The following is a 20,246-nucleotide window of genomic DNA, read 5'->3' on the forward strand; positions in this document are numbered from 1 at the left end:
ATCAGGCAATCAGGCAATCAGGCAATCAGGCAATCAGGCAATCAGGCAACATAGATTAATACAGTGCAATAGTGGGCAATACTTCCTCCTAAAACAAAGCAATGCCATATTCCATGAAAGTGTTTGATGCGCTCATCAAATGCATAAAACAAAATACCTGTTGTATACAATAGTCCACCGACTAACAACCAGATGAAGCCTGATGTTGATAAGTTAGTTAATAACGGGTCTAAGGCAATAATGGCTAACCAGCCCATGACAAGATAAATGATAATCGGTAAAATTCGTTCTCCTTTCTGGGGCCATAAGTCAATAATGATGCCCAAAATGGCAAGCCCCCACACAACCCCAAACAAAGCCCAGCCCCAAGGGCCTCGAAGGGTGATTAGTGTAAAAGGGGTGTAGGTACCTGCAATCAGTAAGTAGATCGAGCTGTGATCTATTTTGCGAAGAATATTTTTTAAACGACCACTTGTGCTGTGATAGAGCGTAGAGACCAGATACAGTAAAAAAAGGGTTGAACCATAAATACTAAAACTGACTATTTTCCAAGGATCGCCTTCTTCTGCTGCAACGAGAATGAGCACTACCAGTCCATAAAGTGCAGCACATGCGCCAATAAGGTGCGTGATGCTATTAAATCGTTCACCTTTATACATAATCTACAGACCTCGAATGCAGAATAAACGAACACTACCATTTGATGTCTTATGAGATTGAAATGCGTAAATTTGCACCTGTCTTTAACCTCACTAAGTATGGTTGGAAGTCTCATTAAGTCTAGACAAAGTTACATTTTGGTTAGCAGTAAGTGTCATTAGTATTTTCTTAAATGAACAAGACTGCATTCTTTATTGTGATTCATTGAAAAGCATGGCATGTATTGTAATGCCACCTAGTAGTCATGGTTATCCATAGCAAGTTTTAGCCCAACATCTTGATATTAAGGCGGTATTGTCCATATCGTTTGATTGCGCTAAGCGTGAGTCATAGAAAAAATTTGTATAATTTTATTCATTTTTAACGCAATCTTTTATATAGACAACAACTTTTGCTGATTATCCCACCCAGTAACTCTATCATTGAGTCATGATGTTGTTTTGAACTAAACAATAAACAAATTTGCTTTCAAGTAAAACGTCTGTTTGTAGTATTTCTGGACGTGTGCTTTTTGATAAAAAACCAAAATACAAAATGAGGGTATGTTTTATACACTGTTTATGGCAAAAGGTTTGATGTTGTGATAAAACTCCAACGTTGCACACTTAAATAGCATTGATGTGCGCTCGACAAAGGACTCTGGCACCCTCCGATACTGGTGATATCCCTTTATATAGTAAGGCTTTGAGGGAGGTGAGGACGCGTTATCGGCTTACAGCAATCACTGTAAAAAGTGTGTTATGTTTTTATTTTGAACAATATTATTAACGTGTGATTTGTAAATACACAATATAAAGTAGATAGCGATTGAGATTTCAAAAATGAGTTACCATACCATTGGTTTAGCGGTTGACTTTAATACCCCTGCCTATCGTGACTTTGCTTTGAAAGTGCTGACGGACCCCTATGACGCGGAACAATTTGAGCCATGGGAGGTAAAAGCCTTTAATGCACTAGACATGATGACAACCCCTGATTTAGTTGTTGCTGATGGTCGTTTTTCACTTTTTGTTGTATGGGAAACGATTTCTGCTGAGCCTGACGATATAGCACAGTATTTTGCAGAGGCAGAAGGTCAAGTGCAACGTTTATATATGCTGGGTGATGCATCTCAAGCACCTGATGAAGAAGGTTCTCTATATCTTAATCAGGATGATGGCTGGAAAATTCTTAAGACTGGAGAGTTTAAGACAGTGAGTGAGTTTGGTCAGGAGGATGACCCACGCGCTATCTTAAAAGTGGTTAAACAACCGTTAAATTAATCATTTCTAATCACTTACTTATTTCTCATCTGTTATTGAATAATAAGGTGGAATACGCTTTGTGATAAGTATATGTCCTTATCTTCAGGTATATAAATAACCTGATTGTCAATACGTCAACTGGTTTGCAGTCATAGGGCAAACCAGTGATTCTGTTTATCTGTTGCATAATATTTTGTCTATAAATTGATAAGGTTAAAGGGCTATTTTTTGTTTGATTTTTGAGCATAGCTGTCCTACCCAAAAGACAGTAGTCCAGATAAATAAGGCGGGTAAGGTGTAAAGTTGAGTGATCAGCTGTAAGTTGGAGGAGATATCACTTAATGGGTAACAGTAATAAATAGCCATTGAACATTGAGCTTTGGCTGACATTGATAGTGCAAAAAGTGTACTGCAGGCTATCATTATGATGCTTGGTATAAGCCAGAAGTGGCTAAGCATGTATGTGAAGCAAGTTGTTGTTTTTTTGAGCTTACGCCAATATAAAAAGCTGCAACTAATTAATATGATTGTAAGGGTTACAAGGTGTAAGTTATACAAGATAAACTGTTCTATTATGTTGATTATGACACTCATACAATTAGCAAAACCAAGTGTTGATATAAAAAACAGTCACTCAGCAAATGGCGTAAACTGCTGTGTAAACTTGTAGGTGAAGCATGTTAGAAGCGATGTTATAACCATGGCTAAAGTGGTATTTGATGCCTGTTTTGACTTGCGCTTAGCTATGGCTTGTTCTTAGCAAAGAGTATACTTTATAAATCAAAGGCTTAGAGGACTGCTTTATACCTTTTTATGGCGGGGCATTCAGTGACGTGTTTCCCCAACTGCAGTACTGATTAAGCTGACAAGTATTTTTGTGGTCTATACCCAGTATTAATGTTATTTATACGCATACTATGTGACATAGTGGTGTTGTAGTGTATTTCAGGTAAAGAAAGTTGATTAAATATCCATTCTTTAGATCATTTTTAATTATGTCACTTTAAAAAAGCAGTGTTTAAGACGGATGCCTGATAACCCACTGAAAGCAACCATTCAAACGATATTATATCAATGCTCAGGTCCGATATCGGAGCACCAATTGATCTGTGAGCTGAAAGCCCGTCAGTTGATCAGTGATACCTCAACACTTGATAGTTTGTATTATATCCACTTTCTGGTGATGAATGCGCTTTATCAGCTACAAACTGAACTCCTAGACCAAGCGTGGTATTTGTCTATATCGCCTCTTGAAATAAATCTGTTACGTGTATGTTCATCGTCAGTTGATAATGCTTTAGCTGAAGATGGTGGTGATTGTTTACTAAGAGAGTATTACTTGGATTGGCGCAATCTGGAAGGTGTTAGTCGTGAGGATTTGCAAAAGTTGATGGATCAGTTTTGGTGTCGATTTGCAGCTTGGGATCAGCGTTCAGATGCTTTAATGGTATTGGGTCTTTCCAGTACGGCACAATGGCAGGATATACAGTTGGCATATCGGAAAAAGGCCACTGAGCTGCACCCTGATAAAGGTGGAGATGCAGAACGCTTCAGGGAGATTCGTACGGCTTATGAGGTGTTAGCGAGAACTTATAAAAAAGGTAGACCTTTGTAGATTAATCTTAACTCCATAGCAAAACACTTATAGTCTATGGATAACAGTAATTTTATAGCAGAACGGGGTATAAATATGGATCAAAATGCTGAAGAAGCAGGCATTATTGCGGCATTGATTGAGCGATTTGATAAGCAACGTTTACCACGGGCTTTATCAATAAAGGAGCGAGTTGATCAAGGAGAAAGGCTGTCAGAGTATGATATTGCATTTTTAGAAGAAGTTTTTACTGATGCTAATGAAATGAGAGGCTATGTCGATCGGCATCCTGAGTATCATGATTTAGCTGCAAAGGCTGCAGCACTTTACAAAGCCATTATGGATAAAGCCTTGGAAAATGAGGAAAGGGAGAAGGGCGGTCAGTAAACTCTTCCTGCTCATTAATAATGGCAAGAATATTGAGTTCAAAAATTAACCATTCAATATGCTGAGTATATTTGTCCAGACTTTATTGATTGGTTATTTCTGTTTAAATCATTTATAACAAAAAACTGTGAAAAAATGTCTTCTAATCATTGTTGGTTTTTTGAGTGTATTCATTTTTTAATCGTGGGCCATGAAATACACAGGCCCACGCAAAAAAGGGTATAGCAACTACTTCACTGACCAGCGGCCTACTAACTTCTTTTCGGGTTGTATTTATAGTTATTGACTCATTGCGCCAACACGATTTGCTGCTTCTTCTAATAATTTAACCAGATTTTTATCACTGTCTTTTGAACATAAAATATCACCAACAGTTACGCCATTTTCCAAAAATAATTGAGTGCAAACATTCGTAACTTTATCAGTATCAAAATAATAAGCTTTGCGTAGTTCATTAGCGGCATTCATCAGTGAGTCAGCTGCGTTATCAGCATTGGACATATCAGCTAACGCGTGAGAACTAATAGCTGCTAATAAAAGTGCACCCATAGCTTTTAACATAAAACAATCCTTGTTTAAATTGTTACAGTTTTGGTTTTTCAGTACATTGCGTACTGCAGGCGTTTATAACAAACAAGGAAGATAAATTCAAAGAATATTGTTTATGGCTAGAAATGATAATGCAGGTTATCGATAAATTATGCTAATAAAAGCGTATTATTTTGTGACGTTTTTATGGACTGTCTGACAGTTAATTGTTATTTAATATTTTTACTAAATAAAAAATGGTGTGCTTGTCGTTTTAGGGATTTTGTCAGTAATAGAATGGCTTGAGAAGGACTGTGCCAAGTATGCCAGTATAATGAACGAATTTCGTAGTGTTGAGGTGTGAGATTAATAAGTTTTCCCGCTGCAATGGCAGTATTTACTTGCATATGGGGTATGAGTGCATAAGCAATGCTGTTTTCTACTACCGCCAGAAACGCATCTGACGAGGGAATTAAATGTGTGGGATAGTGTACCTGTGGCACATCAAAAAACTGAATAAGAAAGTCCTCGTGTAGCGTATCAAACTGATTAAAAATAATCGCAGGGGCTTTTTTAGTATTTTCGAGTGTAAAACCGTCTTTAAAATAACGTGTTATAAATTGAGGGCTGGCAACACAGTGATAATGGATATCACCTAAATAATGAGTTTCACATCCAGAGATGGGATTAGGCTGACAACTGATGCAACCCGCCACATCGCCTCGCTTAAGAAGTTGTAAGGCTCTGATTTCATCTTCGACTTGAATCGAAAGCAGAATTTGGTGGGAAGATAATAAGGATTCAATACAAGGTAAGAACCATGTAGCGAGACTGTCAGCATTAATCGCAATATTAATAGGTAAAAAGTGACTTTCTTTGTCCAGGATATTGAATTCAGTCAATAATTCTTGTTCAAGCAACTGAACTTGTTGCAGGTGACAAATTAAGCGTTGACCACGAGGTGTTAATTGGGGAGGGGCCGATCGTATGAGAAGTGGTTCCCCAATGCGCTCTTCAAGTTGTTTAATGCGCTGAGATACTGCAGACTGCGTGATAAACAGTTTTTGAGCGGCTTTCTCAAAGCTTGCAAGTTTTGCTACCCAAGCCAGGGCTTCAAGCAATTTATAGTCGAGTTTCATGAAGCAAATCTCCTTGCCAAACTACTAAGCACATGACTACACCAAGTAAACAAGCCATTTTACCCTATTATAAGAATAATTAATGGATATTAAAATTAATTAATTTCACTTATAGAGAGGGTGTTGTTACGGTTATTACTCCTATTGAGTATTTGTTGTTGAGGTTGGCAATGTGGTTTCCATTTAGTCAGGGGTTTGCAATTGGTTTGGGAATGATTATTCCGATTGGAGCACAAAACGCATTTGTGCTTAACCATGCGTTAAAACGACAATATCCCTATTTAGTCGCACTGGTGTGTAGCTTGTGTGATGTGGTTTTAATCACGGTGGGCGTGACAGGGGTTGGAAGCTTATTAAGTCAACATACAGCGCTTATGTTACTCGCCAAATATGTTGGTGCTGCTTTTTTAATCTGTTATGCCTGCTTTGCCTGGTTAAAAGCATGGCGTAACCAGTATGCAATGACGGTGCTTGGCGAAAAAAATGCTTCAAGATCAGCTGTTAAGGTTATTTTAGCCACGTTAATCATCACCTTAGTTAACCCACAAGTTTACTTAGATACATTAGTCTTTTTAGGTAGTTTAGGGGCTCAATATCCAAGTGAAGCGCGAGCTGCTTTCACTGGAGGCGCTGTTTTTGCGTCTTTCGTCTGGTTTTTTGGTTTGACTATTGGCGCATCATTTCTAGCCGCTAAGCTAAACCACCCACGCTATCAGCGGGGGATAGATGTTGTTACTGGTTGTATTATGTGCTGGTTTGCGGGGTATTTAGTTTTATGATCAAGTTAAACGTGGATCCTGCGATATGGAGTTACTGGTCAACGCTGCAGCTGGGTGTTGTTAAAGTGACGGGTGTTGATAATGAGGGTGCTGCTACAGCAACGGCAGAACACTTACGTAGTGTGCAGGAAGTCACTGCAAGGCAGGTTCAAGGCGTGACTATCAGTGAGTTACCAGAAGTGGCTGCCTGGCGTGAAGCTTATCGTTTATTTGGCGCAAAGCCTAAACGCTATCCTTGCAGCTTGGAGAACTTGTTACAGCGACTAAAACGTGAACAGTTTCCTCGTGCAATTAATCCTTTAGTGGATATCTATAATATTGTTTCACTGCAATATCGTGTTCCTGTTGGAGGGGAAGATATAGCAAAAATTCAAGGTGATTTATGGTTGCGATTTGCGACTGAAAACGAGCCATCTATTCAGCTTCTTGGGGAGCCGGAGGCGAGGGCACCTAAACCAGGTGAGGTGATTTATAGTGATAATGTGGGTGCTGTATGTCGACGCTGGAATTGGAAAGAAGCTGAAAGGACCAAACTGACAGCGACCACGAAAGACGCAATTTTGGTGGTCGAGTCATTACAGGAGGCATCGTTGCAGCCTTGCCTTGAGGCCTTGGTCGAATTGGTTTCTGAGTATTGTGGTGGTGTGGTTGAGTCATCGTTATTCACTAAGCCTACCCAGGCTGAGTCGTAATGAGAGGGAGTGATGAATCAAAAGAAAGTGCTATGTTCAACGTTTAAGCATGAGTAGACCCACAGCGGAAAGTGGCTTACTATAACCGTTAGCTATAGGGTCCATTGACTTTTTGAAATTTTAAGTGGTGGTAATTACAGCTGACGGAGGGCAAGTTAATGCCAAAAGATAATGTAATCGTGTTCTCTACAGCAAAAGACCCACATGTGCATGCACGTAAGGATGCCAAAGTAAAAGCAATGCGTCAGCGCTTTGAAGACTGTTTACCTCTAGCCGTTAAGGCAAAGAAAAAGCGTAAGAAAAAAACTAAACAATCTAAAAAAAATTAGGGTATTAACATACCCTAATTTTTTGCCTATATGTTGTAATGACTTATGTGAGTTGGCAGCATTAACGCTTTATCTATCATTACTTAATAGAATTTCATTTTTCATCTCTTAGTAAACCGGCTGCCAAGGACCCCAGCGGTCTGATCCTGGTTCCTCTCCCTGTGTCCACCATTTAGCCTGATAACTGACACCGCGATAAAAAATGCGCTGTCCTTGTCGATAAGACTGGTGGGGGTGCCACTGAGGTAGTGCACGAGGTGGGGGATAATGGACATTCACATTGACGTTTTGAGAGTAACGAGGCTCATTATAGTAACCAGAGTTGTAATACTGCTGTTCCCTATAGTAGCGATGCCTTCTATGATGTTTAGGACGCCAGTGTCCACAACGTCTATGGTGGCGGTGTGGACGATAATGACGGTGATGTACTTCAATCACTCTGGGCTGATAATAGCCACTTGAGAATGAAACATTTCCTGCCCGAACACTGATTTCCAGTGCCTGAGACATAGGTGACAATAAAGCGCTGGCTAAGGCTGCACTTATACAAAGGTGTTTAATGTGGCTCATATTTATTTAACCTCCTCGCGTCCTAACGTTGTACATCAGAAGCTGTGTTACTAGAGGACGAATAAGGTATACCCATTGTGCATAATCCTTCGTACTTAGCTTTAATAGCGGGATTTAAACAGTGCTACAAAGTGTATGTGTTCCTAACGTTGGGTATAAGAATTAATTTATCACTTGTATTAGAGCTCATGATAATGAAAAAAATCAGTGTAACCGTAAAAAATCCTTGGCAAAATAATTAAAATAATAAGTATTTCTTAGTTTTAGTGAGTATTATGTCTTGTTTGTTGGGTTGGCTATACCTACAGCGAAGGATTTTTCATGGAACTAGTTTGGTTTGTTAAGACGAGTAAATGTTGTTTTTTTAACTAAAGTATTTAATGAAAGAATTACTTATGGATTGATAGGATGGGTAGCAGGGGGCTGATAATGCTCAACGCGAGTCAAATTACGTGTTCTGTCAGGATACGGCCTGAAGTTCGCAAACTTATAGGCCATTCGCTACTCTAAAAAAGCTAACCTTAAGCCTAATGGGCTAAAGACTAAGTTCGGAATGACTAAGTTTTAACCACTTACTAAGATAGTACTAAGCCAGTATTGAAATAAGGGAGCATGATGCAGCAAAAACTGGATGCCTGTGTATCATCCGTTCAACATGCTTTGGCAGGCAAGCAACAGGAAATTAAGCTCGCACTTTGTTGTTTACTCAGCCAGGGACATTTATTGATTGAAGACTTACCGGGTATGGGTAAGACGACATTAGCCCATGCCTTGGCCAGAGTCTTAGGGTTGACCTATAACCGAGTTCAGTTTACCAGTGACTTATTACCTGCCGATATTTTAGGGGTATCGATTTATACTAAAGAAACGCAACAGTTTACCTTTCACCCAGGGCCAATCTTTTCACATATTGTGCTTGCTGATGAGATCAACCGAGCCACCCCTAAAAGTCAAAGTGCATTGTTGGAAGCTATGGAAGAACGTCAGGTGTCTGTTGAAGGTGAAACCAGGCCCTTACCTGAGCCATTTTTTGTCATAGCCACGCAAAACCCATTTTCACAGGCCGGAACCTTTCCTTTACCAGAATCACAACTTGATCGTTTTTTAATGCGGATATCCTTAGGTTACCCTAATCCAGAGGCGGAGCGACAGATATTATTAGGTCAATCAGGCCGTATTAAGCTGGAAAGTATTTCAACTGTACTGACCCAGGAAGAGCTTAAGATGTTTCAGCAACAGGTCATGCAGGTAAAGCTTGCATCAGCGGTCTTAGATTATCTACAGCGAATATTGGCATACACCCGTAGGCAAGAGGATTTTGCTTACGGCTTATCACCACGAGCAGGCCTGGCATTATTGCGTGCAGCACAAGCATGGGGATTGATGCATGGTAGAAAGCATGTGTTACCCGAAGATATTCAAGCTGTATTGCCGTCGGTAACGCAACATCGTCTACGAGAACCTAATGATCATTTAGGCTCAACGGGGGCTGCATTGAGTCAGCGATTACTGACAGCCGTGGATGTGGTTGTGTAATGCGCACGTTGATTAAGAACTATTTTGGTCGTTGGCTTGATCAGCGGATTCCACCTAGTACATCTATTTTTTTGAATCAAAAGCGTATATTTATTTTACCGACAAAAACCGGTTATTTTTTTATTTTAATTGGATTGGCAGTTTTTTTTGCAGCAGTAAATTATGAAAATAGCATGAGTTTTATGATTGCTTTTTTTTTAGCCAGCTTGTTTTTAGTATGTATTTTACATACTTATGCCAATTTGGCGGGATTAGAAATTACTGCTTTATTTGCGTCAAAAGTGCATGTGGGGGATGATGTCGGATTTACTATTCAGTTGCAGGATATTGTCGGTAAACCTCACGAGTCTATAAGGCTTTTTTGGCAGCCTTATCAGGTTTCAACGGTGTCGTTAATCGAGCATGAAAAAAAATCGACTTCTGTATTTTTATTGGCTTCTCGACGTGGTTATTTTCGGCCTGGACGCTTATGTATAGAAACCCATTATCCATTAGGGTTGTTAAGAGCCTGGACATGGATTGATCTGGATAGTCAGGCATTGATTTACCCAAAACCTATCGCTTGTCCGTTACCTGCGTGTCATATTGCTTCTAGTGAAGGTGATACGTTAGCCAAAGAGGGGGTTGAGGATTTTACAGGGCTTAGATCCTATCAGCCTGGTGATGGATTACGCCATATTGCCTGGAAGCACTTTTGGAAATCTGATGATTTACTCACCAAGCAGTTTAGTGCTTACACTGATATGCGATTGTGGCTCGACTGGGAACAGTTTTCTGGTGCCTCCACAGAAGAACGGTTGAGTTTTTTGTGCTACTGGTGTTTACAATGTGAACAACATCAACAGGATTATGGGCTTAAAATTCCAAACATCACGCTTGAACCTGCTCGTGGACGACAGCATCTAACACGCTGCTTAACGGCATTGGCCTTATTTGGTGTGAATCAGCCAGGGATAACACCAGGTCAAGGGACCGACAATGTTTAGGAAAAAAAAGTCTTCAAGCCAGTCAAGTGCAATTAATAGTAAACGTACTATCGCTGTTGCATCGATACCGCGCACCAGTTTAATTTGGTTACTTACCACCCAGGCATTGGTGTTATTACCCCACTTACTGCGTATACCTTATTGGGTAGGCATTTTGGCCGTGGCTTGTGGGTGTTGGCGTATTATGATTTTCAATGGGCGCTGGTCTTATCCTGCTCGTTGGCTAAAAGCGCTGTTGGTGATTGGGGCGGTGACAGGGACATTTTTAAATTATGGAACAATTGTCGGGTTGGAGGCAGGGGTTGTTCTTTTATTATGTACTTTTCTGCTTAAATTATTGGAAATGAAGAACCAGCGAGATGCTTATCTTGTGGTGTTTTTAAGTTACTTCGTGATTGTCACACAGCTATTGTACTCTCAAGCAATTCCTTCTGCAGCGTATACCTTTTTTACGCTTGTTGTAATTACCTCGGCATTGGTAGGACTTCATCAACAACAGGGAACATTACAGCTCAAAAAGACATTGCGTAAAGGCGCTGTAATGATGCTGCAGTCTGTGCCATTGATGGTGCTCTTATTTATTTTTATTCCACGTTTAGGCCCCATTTGGTCTGTAGAATTGCCCAGTCAAAAAGCCCGAAGTGGGGTGAGTGACCAGATGACGCCAGGAGATATCGCGGAGTTAAGTAAATCTGATGCGCTGGCGTTTAGAGCCACATTTTCAGGCACTATTCCACCACAGGATCAACTCTATTGGCGTGGTGTGGTACTGGCTGAGTTGATGGGGCGAACCTGGCGGCAAGCAAGTCGGGAACTGGCATTGGCTGGGCGGACGGGGCAAGACTTGAAACTTTCTGGTAATCCGCTGATTACTTGGGGAGATCAATTTCAACGTTGGCCAAATGCAGTAAAAAAGCAAGGACAGGCACTTCATTACACCGTTATTTTAGAGCCTACACAGCAAAACTGGCTTTATGCATTGGCGGTACCTCAAATAAGTAATGTGGATATTGGTGTCACCCGTGATTTTACGTTAATTGCTCGAGAGCCAGTTCGATTACGTCAACAATATGAAGTCCGTTCTTATCCCTCGTCTTTAGTTGATATCGAGTTACCTCATTGGTTACGCCGGCAAAATGTGCAATTATCTGCATTTGGCAATCCACAAACACGTACATTTGCACAACAACTGTGGGATGATGTCAAACAACAACCGCAATTGTATATTGACCGGATTTTACAGTATTTTAATCGTCAACCATTTTATTATACGCTAAAGCCACCTACCTTAGGCTTCAACTCCATGGATGAGTTTTTATTTACGAGTCGACGTGGATTTTGTGCGCATTATGCCAGTACCTTTGTTTATTTGATGCGTTTAGCAGGCATTCCTGCACGGGTGATTGCGGGTTATCAAGGGGGCGAGCGTAATACAACCAATAATTATGTTCAGGTAAGGCAGTTTGATGCGCATGCATGGGCTGAGGTTTGGCTGGAAGGTAAAGGCTGGGTGCGTGTAGACCCAACTGCTTCTGTCGCCCCTGAGCGTATTCAAGATGGCCTTGAAGCCGCGCTGGCAGAAGAGGGGAGTTTTTTAGAGGATACCCCTCTGTCACCTATACGTTTTAAACATATTGGTTGGATCAATCGTTTGCGTCTTGAGTGGGATATATTGGAATATCGATGGCAACGTTTTGTGCTCAATTATAATCAAGATCAGCAAATGGAATTTTTCAATCAATTATTTGGCTCTTTTTCCTGGTATAAACTGGCACTGGCATTAGGTGGTGGGATCGGGTCCATTATTATTATGTTGGGCGTATGGATTATTTTACGCCGCCAATCCATTAAGTATGACCCTGCAACGAGATTGTATTTAAAGTTTTGTCAGTGGGGGAGAAAACAAGGTTGCCCACGTCAAGTAGGGGAGACGCCGTCAAGTTATTTAGCCCGATTGCAGCAACATGTGCCACAGTATGCAACTTGGGTACAGCGTATTACTGATAGTTTTGTCTATTTACAATACGATCCTTTACTTAGAGAAAAGCCACAAGAATATCGTGTGGAGTTACTTCGTCTGAAAAAACTAGTTCTCCGGCCCATTAAATCAATTCAAGTGTTAAGCTAAACACTTATAGTATGTGTGGTTAATGATGTATATTTAGTTTAACATTTTTTAAATTAAAGCTATTTCGAGAATAGCTTTAAACATTAAATGTGGTATGATCCGGCATCATAAATGCAACGTTTGGTGCAGGTTGTTTTGGATTGTATGCCTAAATTGACAAAGAAGTACCGTATATCCTTTAAATTTAATATTGCCGACCTATCTTATCATCTTATATAACCCAGCTAATATTATTGGTTAACATGTTTTAAAAGGACAGTCAGTAATATTAAAAGGTTTTTTATTCCTCAATGAGTAGTCAAGTCAGTTGCATTTGCGTTGTACTGTATAGCACAGGTAATGATAATTAGTAGGTCGTTTTGATGATTATTATAGTATAACTACTTACGACTAAAGTCGTATGTGGTTTCAATAAGGTGCGACATATAATATTTTATACTTCTAGTAATGTATTTTTAGTTTCAAATCTTTTTAGTGTATATATTTTGTACCATATTTTCTAGTTAAGGTAATTTAAGTACTTTGTGATATACGCTAATGTAGCATATTTAAGATATGTATGATCATTTTCTTTAAAATTGAGAACAAAAAATAAACAGTTCTAAACGTATATTAATTAGTGAAGAAAATAATAATTTTGTCGGTTTGTTAAATAGACAGGGTAGTTAATAAATGTGGATGAAAAGTACAGTACTATTTATCATGTTGCTATGGACTTTACCATCAAGTGCCTCAAATTATGCCCAAGATGTAGGGATAATCAGTAAAGTTTATGTCTCAGCGACCGGTACGGTTGCGCTTCAAATGCGAGGGGGAAGGGCTGGAATACCTCAGGCTGTTGCAAAATACCCGTGTGTTTCATCGAATGGATGGGTAGGGCATTTTCAGGCTGATTCTGTTTTAAAATCCGCTATTTTAATGGCGAAAAGTGCAGGGTCAAACGTGACAGTCACTACCCAAGGGTGTGAAGGGGAGTGGTTTAAAATTTTAGATATATATATCAATTGATTTTGGTAGTAGCTTAGCTATTTCGAATAAAAGTAGATGAATGGTTTTGAGATCTGTTGCCAGTTGGTTAGCTATGGCTAATCGGTTGTACGCAGTATGTCAGTAGCAAACGATCAATATTCAAATGATGGAGTATTAAGTTAACGGGTCTTACGTTATAAAATGAATAGTGTTTGTGAGATCACATGTATCTGTCTTTTATTCGGCGCTAGTTTGTCAAATGAGCCCCTATAAATAGTTTATTTTATGCTCAATAAGAAGCGTTTTTTAGGTAGAGGTTTTATGTGTTGGGTTTATAGAATAATGGGATGGAAGTGGTTTTGAATATAAAAGAAAAGTGGCGATCAGTTTTGATTGTAGGGCTATTCATTGCTGTAGTGAATAGTGCTTATGCTGTAAGTTTTTACAATGGTTCTCATGAGTACTACTGGGCAAATATTCAGTCGCACAATAATGTTTATTGGCCATGGCTCCAAGCGAAAGAAAAGGACAAGTTTGTTCTGATTCATGGTGATATATCAATTCCGCTGAATATTCAAGGAAAGGACCACTTTCTGTATATGCCTTGGTTGGATTATCCTCCTAAAGCAGGATTACATGGTGTACGTTTAAATGATGATAATTTATCCAAAAAAATCTATGGTGATTTCAATGGAGATGGATATGGCGATGCCATTTATATATCAAACTTTTACGCTTTTGTAATGTATGCTAAACCAAATAGTCAAGTACCTAGTATTAAGTCACTTAATCATCTGAAAGTGAATGGAGGCATAGATTTATTTAAAGCTTACATACAGGTACAAGACCGCAATCGTGATGGAAAAGATGATTTAATTATTCGTTTGCCTGGACGGTCACCACTCGTCGCTTTTGCTGATGACGCTGGAAATTTTCCAAGGGCAGAACTTGATGTTGATATAGGCATCTATAACGGTCCTTCTGTATCTCCAAGTAAGTTTTGTAAAAAGGGGTTTGCCATTGAGCATCCTGCTGGTACCTCATCTCAAGTGTATTTTGATGACGTTTGCCAAACAGCGTATGTCAGTCCACCAGTGTTAGGAACAACTAAGGTTCAAAAACTGATTCCTTCTGCTAATGCAAGTATGTGCCAGAAACTAGAGCAAGCCCAAGAGAGTACAAACTCGTTGACAAAAGCGCTAGTCGATTTAGTCAAACGGTATAATACATCCATCAGTTCATTAGATGTCACTACAGCGTTGGAATTATTTGCTAAGCGTTTACTCGATGCTGACAACCTACTTCAAGTCGCTCAGCAATATGAGGATGAAGCGAAGCTTGCATGGGAAAATAAACTTCGTGAACAAGTATTGGCAGAACTGGATCTTGATGAGTGTGTAATGAAGGTTGAGCCACCACAGCTTCCAGACTGTAAACAACAAAGTGCAGCGCTTGCACAGTTATCAGATCTGATTAAAACGTTGGAAGTAAAATATAACTATTTAGGAAATGCACGTTTGAGTGCAAGAAAACAGTATGACATTGCTTTGGCTGATTACCTCGAGAAACTTGGGACTTTAGTCGATAGTGATCACGATTTATCCGCGTTAGTAACAAAATATGATGAAATTCAGGATAAAGAGTTAAATTTATACAAAGAGTTTGCAGCACTGGAAGGGGGATATGCTCAGATCGATTACCAGTTAAACTGGGGAAAGATCCTTGAGCAATATCGCCAACGAAATAATCGTTTAGGTGTTAGTTGGCAAAAGCTACCTTTAACAGGCTTAGAGTTAGTTTCAAGTGTTAATGATCAAGACATTGAAACGACTGTTGCGGACCGTAATTTAACACTACCTGCTGTATTGTTTAGTGAACTTCAAGGAAATATTGCAAATTATCAAGCTAAAGATCTAACTGGGGGTGATAAGGCTATTAAAGAGCATATAGCCAAAACACCTGCTGCACATGTTAATGCAGCAGAAAACTACTCAGGAAAAGTAGGTTTGAGCTTGGCTGGTTATTGTCCTTATTCAGAAAGTCAAGCTCATCCAGCAGATAAACAACGATTAGCAGCCCATTTAATACCCTATGTAAAATATGATTATGAAGTTCAGGCAAGAAGAGGGTATGTAGCACGTTATAACTTGTATGAGCTTATATCAACAACGGTTAAAGTAAAGAAAAAGCGTAAATGGTTTAAGAAAAAGAAAAAAGTCACCATTATTCGTCATGTAAAAACCTTGGATTGGTCTAAAGTAGATTTTAGTCAAAATACGGGTGAATTTGCTTATACGCCTTTACAGCAGCAACAAATTAGAGAGGAAGTTAGAAATAGGCTGATGACGTTGGCGTCTAATAAAATCGGTATTTTATATGGTCAGCCTGGCGCTCAATGTACAAAAGAAACTATGGACGACTGTTCAGCCGGTTTTTGGCTAGGACAGCAATCAGGGCCTAATGGCGACTCAAAAGCAATTGCAAACTTTAAAACTAAAAATAATACTTGGGTAACTGAGCGGGTTTATGGCATCGGCTATATCACTCGTGAAGGATGGGTAAATTTTAGTAAATAATATTGTTGGAGTGAAAGGTTCTAGACAATTAGTTTTATACCGATTGCTCATCATTTTTAGGTGTTAGACCAATAATCAAAATACCCTTACTGAAGGGCATTTTAGGTGAGACCATCGAGTGATGAAGCTCCAGTCATTTATGTGCAATAAATGACTGGGGTAACAACTGTTTAATGCTCCTACATGTACTGCATTCCCGCTATCTTTAGTGGTCAAGAGCAACGATAACACAGCCTAAAATCCATTTACGAAGGGTAGTATATGTAAAGCCTATCGGTTGAGTAGATTTTTATTTTTTAAGGTAAGGATTAATAATGAAACATGTGTTAGCACTTTCTGCTTGTTTTGTTGCATTGATTTCGTCTTCGACTCAAGCAGAAGAGGTCGTTTTTTCATACAAAGATTTTCAAGATCCGATTAAGGTTTCAGTTGATGCTTATGGAACCATAACATTTACTGAGTTTCCTCAACAGTTAGTTGGCAATGTTCATTATACAGTGGTGAACTCTCCGCTTTTTAAAAAAGGTGAACTAACAACGGAAACTTGTAAGCAAGTTGATGAAAAACTTTCGATGTATAAGCAGTTTTCTGGCGCTGCCATTTTACAAAAGCACATTTATGCTAATGTACGGGAAAATAACTCGTTAACAGTACATCTTAACCCTGTACCTTTTATCACTGAAAAAGGTTTTGTGGAACAATTACAGAACGCTGTTGTAAAAGCTGGTGTGATTAGATCAAATTACCACTTCGAAAACACAATAAAATTAAATGATTTTATGGTCGATTTTGATGTGGATGATAGTGCATTTATTAAACAGTTAGGTGATGAGGAAGAGGTACTTGAAAAGTTTAAAGCCAGTATTAATGAAAGTATTTTACTCGGTGGAGAAAATATAGCTCAACTCAATGCGATTGATCTTGGGTGTGATATCTATAGTGGTAAAGTTAAAGTATCTATTCGACTAAAAGGGTATGAAGAGAATCCAAATCTAAAAGAAGTTATTTTGAGTTCTTCTGACATCTATACATTGAAGAATTATATAGAGTCACATCCAGTAGACGGTATTAAAGACAAAAAGGCGAAAATTTATTTTCAGTTAGGTCAAGCATTTGCCGGAGTAGGACTGTCTCTTCCTGAAAAAGAAAAAGTACTATTTGTATTTAATGCATTGGTTGATAAAGCGCTGGATGAACTCAAGCTTAATGATGAAGTGTTGTTATCTGAAGGTATAACACGCCAATTACCCGCAGCAGATTATGAAGGCAATGCTGTATTACAGTATCGCTAATTAAAAAATGATTTGAAGGAATGCTCATCATGTAACAAGCGTGATGAGCCTACGTCATTGTCTTTATCTCAGGTTTATTAATATTGATTTCCACAAGGATGCAACCACTATTGGTTAAATTGGTTTGAGTTGCTAATGGTCAGTTAATGCTGAAAATTAGCGCTTAACAATAATTGCTGAGATTATATAAATTTTAAAGTATACAGTTAATTTAGGTTTTAATACGACATGAATAAATCATTTATCATCTGTGGCTTTATAATTATAGGGCTAGCTATAGGCATTATTGGTTATACTGAGTTTGCAGCGAATGAGACAATCGCTTTAGATAAAAATCTGACGACAAGTTTGGTGTTAAAAAATGATGTTTTAGATAAGAATACCGAGGGGAATGATAATCTGAAACAACATCAGACAGATCAAGTTGATATTGCTCGTGATAAACAGGTTTTTGGTCAAGATATATCTACACCCGTGGCGGACATGTCGCTTGAAACTCTTCGCTATGAAATTAAATCGCTGGAACGTGCAGTTGAAGATTACGATTTAATTAACCGATTAAATAATGGGTTAGCAACAGAGGAGGACCGAGAGCAGGCAAGCTTGCTGTTTTCACGATTGACTGAGTTAAGAAAGTCAGAACTTACCATTTTAATGTCTGATTTTGAACAACAAATGGCTCAGTATGAAGAAGAACATAAAGCACGATTAGAAAAATATAAAAATAGTCCATTAGGTGTGGATGAAGATATTTGATAATTTATTATCCGGAAGATGTAAAAAATGAAAAAAATACTATTAGCATCAGTTATTTTGTCTGTGAGCCAGGTTTCATGGGCTGCGCCAACATTCAAAACATGTAGTCAAAAAATAAAAGCACCAGAGCTTGGTACAGGTGTCCTCTTTGATGAAGGCTGTAATACCGCTTATGTATTACCTCCTGTATTTGGCGATGTCAAGGTTTCAGGCATTGCGCCAAATATGAATGTAGGATTTTGTTCAAACTTAAAGAATACCCAAGAGGGAACTAAAGCCATTAGCGCTAGTTTACAAAATTATACTAAACGACTTGATGAAATAAATCTACAGATTCAACAAGAGGTTTATGAGCGAGTTGTAAAACTATACACTGATTTGGCACCTATTGAGGCTTCTAAGAAAATCATTGAGGAAGAAAAAGCAGCGTTGAGTCAAAGAGAGTCACTCGCATTAGAAGGCGTTGTAACCGCAAAAAATGATTATCTTACCTGTAAAAAAATAGCGGTTGAACCGCTAACAGAGTGTGCAGAGGAGTATGATGCGTATAAAGAAGGTAAAGCAAAATACGCTGAAGTTTCCAATTTGCTGAATGAGAAAAGTAGGGAGTACTTTAAGACGGCTCGTGAATACGAAACAATCATGAGACAAATTGAAGCAGAAGATAAAAAAGTAGAAAAATTGACTGCTTCACAGACGGCGATTGTCAATAAATTAAATGAGTTAGAAGGTTATCTATTAACCGCTTATAAAAACTATGCTGGGTTGGAAGGTATGACAGCTAGTTTGGCTTATTATATGCCATGGATGAAATTAGTTGATGATTATCAGCAATTGAATCCGGGTGTGAATTTTGTTCAGATGCCTATCAAGAATGCATCCTTCCATGTTCATACATTTAATGCAGAGTTAGGGGATATTGCCGCAAGGTTACCAGCTGCTTTATCAGTGAGAGCGGCAGGTATTACTTCGGGTGTGTTAGAAAAACCTAGTGGCGATGGTACTGAACCCCAGCGACTTAAAGATCCTTCAAACAAAAAAGTCATGTTTGGAACAAGTTTTTCTGGTCAGGTACGCTTAAGTCTAGTTGGCGCTTGTCCTTTGCTTGATATTCAAGGAAATGTTAAGCCAGATGTAACAGAACAGTTGCATGCGTATATGGCACCAAATGCCTTTTTAGAGTACGAAGTTAAAGTTAGACGGGGCTATACAGCTAACTATAATCTTTACAGAATGTATGAAAAAATTGTGAAGAGTAAGTCAAAAAGAGGTTTATTTAAATCTAAGAAAAAAACTAAGATCACTGAAAATAAAGATGGTAATGAAGGCTTTGCTATAACGTTTGATGGTGATTCGGGCGAATTTAGTTATAGTGATGAAGAACAAAATAAAATTACACAAGACGTTCTAAATACATTGCTGAATCGTGTGTTACAGCAAGTTAGTTCGTTTTCAGGTATAGGTAAATCAGTTCCTCAATTAGAAGCGGCTCCTTTAACGGGTACTGGTAAGTTAGCTGCAGCATTAGAAGCTAGTTGTGGTAAGCCAAATACCTCAGGAACTGGCTCAACGACTGATACGCCAAATGCTGGTACTGCAGCAGGAGAGGGGACGACTACCGAAACTTCAGGTGAAGTGGCTACCACAGATCCTGCTACAGATTCGGCTGGTAGTGGTGCTACTTCAGAAGCAAATGCTAATGAAACCAACACAGAAAATACTGATTCGACTACAGCCAATGTAGCGGATATTACAGATGATCCAAAGTATAAAGTTGGTATGAATTTAGCTTGTATGTTTACCAGTGGCGCAGGTGTTGGGATGGGTGATAGTTCATCTGCTGGCGGTGGTGGTGCTGCAAGTGGACTTGCAACATTAGCGGCTACAACAGGTAATTATTATATTGCTGCAATTGCCGCAGTGGCCAGCATGTTTGGTTCCTCTTCCTCAGAATTGCATTATAAGGATACGTTAAATATAGATGTTTCTGAAACAGTGAATGGTGTTAGCTTTGTTGACCGTGCTACATCGATAACATTTATTCCTGGGTCTTCAAATAATAAGTAAAATACATTCTATCT

General features: G+C 39.0%; 18 protein-coding genes. 14 read left to right on the forward strand and 4 right to left on the reverse strand.

Annotation, left to right across the window (positions count from 1 at the left end):
- Positions 1 to 41: 41 nt before the first annotated feature.
- Positions 42 to 659 carry a PAQR family membrane homeostasis protein TrhA gene (gene trhA / locus ACQ96U_RS05145; RefSeq protein WP_431720173.1) on the reverse strand — a complete coding sequence of 206 codons (618 nt, stop codon included), beginning with the start codon at positions 657 to 659 and terminating at the stop codon, positions 42 to 44.
- An 822-nt stretch (positions 660 to 1,481) separates the two neighbouring features.
- Here trhA and ACQ96U_RS05150 point away from each other — a divergent pair.
- The 3 genes from ACQ96U_RS05150 (at position 1,482) to ACQ96U_RS05160 (ending at position 3,885) form a co-directional block, all read left to right on the forward strand.
- Positions 1,482 to 1,922, forward strand: coding sequence for a hypothetical protein (locus ACQ96U_RS05150; protein WP_431720174.1), 441 nt, complete (start codon positions 1,482 to 1,484; stop codon positions 1,920 to 1,922).
- A 1,009-nt stretch (positions 1,923 to 2,931) separates the two neighbouring features.
- Entirely contained in the window at positions 2,932 to 3,519 is a 588-nt protein-coding gene (locus ACQ96U_RS05155; protein ID WP_431720175.1) for a DNA-J related domain-containing protein, read from the forward strand.
- 75 nt (positions 3,520 to 3,594) lie between these two features.
- Positions 3,595 to 3,885, forward strand: coding sequence for a hypothetical protein (locus ACQ96U_RS05160; protein ID WP_431720176.1), 291 nt, complete (start codon positions 3,595 to 3,597; stop codon positions 3,883 to 3,885).
- A 279-nt stretch (positions 3,886 to 4,164) separates the two neighbouring features.
- On the opposite strand, the gene ACQ96U_RS05165 is transcribed toward ACQ96U_RS05160, so the two are convergent.
- Together ACQ96U_RS05165 and ACQ96U_RS05170 are read right to left on the reverse strand one after the other, a co-directional pair.
- Positions 4,165 to 4,446 carry a hypothetical protein gene (locus ACQ96U_RS05165; protein WP_431720177.1) on the reverse strand — a complete coding sequence of 94 codons (282 nt, stop codon included), beginning with the start codon at positions 4,444 to 4,446 and terminating at the stop codon, positions 4,165 to 4,167.
- Between the two features lie 197 nt (positions 4,447 to 4,643).
- Positions 4,644 to 5,552: a LysR family transcriptional regulator ArgP gene (locus ACQ96U_RS05170; RefSeq protein ID WP_431720178.1), complete on the reverse strand. Its 909-nt coding sequence runs from the start codon at positions 5,550 to 5,552 to the stop codon at positions 4,644 to 4,646.
- Between the two features lie 170 nt (positions 5,553 to 5,722).
- On the opposite strand from ACQ96U_RS05170, the gene ACQ96U_RS05175 reads away from it, so the two are divergent.
- The 3 genes from ACQ96U_RS05175 (at position 5,723) to ACQ96U_RS05185 (ending at position 7,352) form a co-directional block, all read left to right on the forward strand.
- The gene (locus ACQ96U_RS05175) at positions 5,723 to 6,331 is read left to right on the forward strand and encodes a LysE/ArgO family amino acid transporter (RefSeq protein WP_431720179.1); all 609 of its coding nucleotides are present in this window, start codon (positions 5,723 to 5,725) and stop codon (positions 6,329 to 6,331) included.
- On the forward strand, positions 6,328 to 7,023 hold the full coding sequence (locus ACQ96U_RS05180) for a B3/B4 domain-containing protein (RefSeq protein WP_431720180.1): 696 nt from the start codon (positions 6,328 to 6,330) through the stop codon (positions 7,021 to 7,023). The genes ACQ96U_RS05175 and ACQ96U_RS05180 overlap by 4 nt, the downstream gene beginning before the upstream one ends.
- A gap of 158 nt (positions 7,024 to 7,181) precedes the next feature.
- Positions 7,182 to 7,352 carry a hypothetical protein gene (locus ACQ96U_RS05185; RefSeq protein ID WP_431720181.1) on the forward strand — a complete coding sequence of 57 codons (171 nt, stop codon included), beginning with the start codon at positions 7,182 to 7,184 and terminating at the stop codon, positions 7,350 to 7,352.
- 108 nt (positions 7,353 to 7,460) lie between these two features.
- Here the strand turns inward: ACQ96U_RS05185 and ACQ96U_RS05190 are convergent, their stop codons facing one another.
- Positions 7,461 to 7,922, reverse strand: a complete 462-nt coding sequence (locus tag ACQ96U_RS05190) for a carbohydrate-binding protein (RefSeq protein ID WP_431720182.1) — start codon at positions 7,920 to 7,922, stop codon at positions 7,461 to 7,463.
- Between the two features lie 615 nt (positions 7,923 to 8,537).
- On the opposite strand from ACQ96U_RS05190, the gene ACQ96U_RS05195 reads away from it, so the two are divergent.
- The 8 genes from ACQ96U_RS05195 to ACQ96U_RS05230 all read left to right on the forward strand — a co-directional run bounded on the left by ACQ96U_RS05195 (position 8,538) and on the right by ACQ96U_RS05230 (position 20,232).
- Entirely contained in the window at positions 8,538 to 9,458 is a 921-nt protein-coding gene (locus ACQ96U_RS05195) for an AAA family ATPase (protein WP_431720599.1), read from the forward strand.
- Positions 9,458 to 10,444 (forward strand): DUF58 domain-containing protein, encoded by a 987-nt coding sequence (locus ACQ96U_RS05200; RefSeq protein WP_431720183.1) that lies wholly within the window; start codon positions 9,458 to 9,460, stop codon positions 10,442 to 10,444. Before ACQ96U_RS05195 ends, ACQ96U_RS05200 begins: the two co-directional genes overlap by 1 nt.
- The gene (locus ACQ96U_RS05205; RefSeq protein WP_431720184.1) at positions 10,437 to 12,572 is read left to right on the forward strand and encodes a transglutaminase TgpA family protein; all 2,136 of its coding nucleotides are present in this window, start codon (positions 10,437 to 10,439) and stop codon (positions 12,570 to 12,572) included. Before ACQ96U_RS05200 ends, ACQ96U_RS05205 begins: the two co-directional genes overlap by 8 nt.
- Positions 12,573 to 13,244: 672 nt before the next feature.
- The gene (locus tag ACQ96U_RS05210) at positions 13,245 to 13,580 is read left to right on the forward strand and encodes a hypothetical protein (RefSeq protein ID WP_431720185.1); all 336 of its coding nucleotides are present in this window, start codon (positions 13,245 to 13,247) and stop codon (positions 13,578 to 13,580) included.
- A 320-nt stretch (positions 13,581 to 13,900) separates the two neighbouring features.
- Positions 13,901 to 16,117, forward strand: coding sequence for a hypothetical protein (locus ACQ96U_RS05215; protein WP_431720186.1), 2,217 nt, complete (start codon positions 13,901 to 13,903; stop codon positions 16,115 to 16,117).
- Positions 16,118 to 16,431: 314 nt separating this feature from the next.
- Positions 16,432 to 17,409, forward strand: a complete 978-nt coding sequence (locus ACQ96U_RS05220) for a hypothetical protein (RefSeq protein WP_431720187.1) — start codon at positions 16,432 to 16,434, stop codon at positions 17,407 to 17,409.
- 228 nt (positions 17,410 to 17,637) lie between these two features.
- Complete coding sequence (locus ACQ96U_RS05225) at positions 17,638 to 18,165, forward strand: hypothetical protein (protein ID WP_431720188.1); 528 nt, start codon at positions 17,638 to 17,640, stop codon at positions 18,163 to 18,165.
- A gap of 27 nt (positions 18,166 to 18,192) precedes the next feature.
- Positions 18,193 to 20,232, forward strand: coding sequence for a hypothetical protein (locus tag ACQ96U_RS05230; protein WP_431720189.1), 2,040 nt, complete (start codon positions 18,193 to 18,195; stop codon positions 20,230 to 20,232).
- The last annotated feature ends 14 nt before the right edge of the window (positions 20,233 to 20,246 follow it).

The organism is Zooshikella sp. RANM57 (assembly GCF_050749885.1).
GTDB lineage: Bacteria > Pseudomonadota > Gammaproteobacteria > Pseudomonadales > Zooshikellaceae > Zooshikella.

Excerpts from the sequence above, each read along its gene's own strand:
- ACQ96U_RS05160 (WP_431720176.1), top strand. The coding sequence starts at position 3,595 with ATGGATCAAAATGCTGAAGAAGCAGGCATTATTGCGGCATTGATTGAG.
- ACQ96U_RS05230 (WP_431720189.1), top strand. The coding sequence starts at position 18,193 with ATGAAAAAAATACTATTAGCATCAGTTATTTTGTCTGTGAGCCAGGTT.
- ACQ96U_RS05200 (WP_431720183.1), top strand. The coding sequence starts at position 9,458 with ATGCGCACGTTGATTAAGAACTATTTTGGTCGTTGGCTTGATCAGCGG.
- ACQ96U_RS05165 (WP_431720177.1), bottom strand. The coding sequence starts at position 4,446 with ATGTTAAAAGCTATGGGTGCACTTTTATTAGCAGCTATTAGTTCTCAC.
- ACQ96U_RS05210 (WP_431720185.1), top strand. The coding sequence starts at position 13,245 with ATGTGGATGAAAAGTACAGTACTATTTATCATGTTGCTATGGACTTTA.
- ACQ96U_RS05195 (WP_431720599.1), top strand. The coding sequence starts at position 8,538 with ATGCAGCAAAAACTGGATGCCTGTGTATCATCCGTTCAACATGCTTTG.
- ACQ96U_RS05220 (WP_431720187.1), top strand. The coding sequence starts at position 16,432 with ATGAAACATGTGTTAGCACTTTCTGCTTGTTTTGTTGCATTGATTTCG.
- ACQ96U_RS05205 (WP_431720184.1), top strand. The coding sequence starts at position 10,437 with ATGTTTAGGAAAAAAAAGTCTTCAAGCCAGTCAAGTGCAATTAATAGT.
- ACQ96U_RS05170 (WP_431720178.1), bottom strand. The coding sequence starts at position 5,552 with ATGAAACTCGACTATAAATTGCTTGAAGCCCTGGCTTGGGTAGCAAAA.
- ACQ96U_RS05150 (WP_431720174.1), top strand. The coding sequence starts at position 1,482 with ATGAGTTACCATACCATTGGTTTAGCGGTTGACTTTAATACCCCTGCC.
- ACQ96U_RS05180 (WP_431720180.1), top strand. The coding sequence starts at position 6,328 with ATGATCAAGTTAAACGTGGATCCTGCGATATGGAGTTACTGGTCAACG.
- ACQ96U_RS05185 (WP_431720181.1), top strand. The coding sequence starts at position 7,182 with ATGCCAAAAGATAATGTAATCGTGTTCTCTACAGCAAAAGACCCACAT.
- ACQ96U_RS05190 (WP_431720182.1), bottom strand. The coding sequence starts at position 7,922 with ATGAGCCACATTAAACACCTTTGTATAAGTGCAGCCTTAGCCAGCGCT.
- ACQ96U_RS05175 (WP_431720179.1), top strand. The coding sequence starts at position 5,723 with ATGTGGTTTCCATTTAGTCAGGGGTTTGCAATTGGTTTGGGAATGATT.
- ACQ96U_RS05225 (WP_431720188.1), top strand. The coding sequence starts at position 17,638 with ATGAATAAATCATTTATCATCTGTGGCTTTATAATTATAGGGCTAGCT.
- ACQ96U_RS05155 (WP_431720175.1), top strand. The coding sequence starts at position 2,932 with ATGCCTGATAACCCACTGAAAGCAACCATTCAAACGATATTATATCAA.
- trhA (WP_431720173.1), bottom strand. The coding sequence starts at position 659 with ATGTATAAAGGTGAACGATTTAATAGCATCACGCACCTTATTGGCGCA.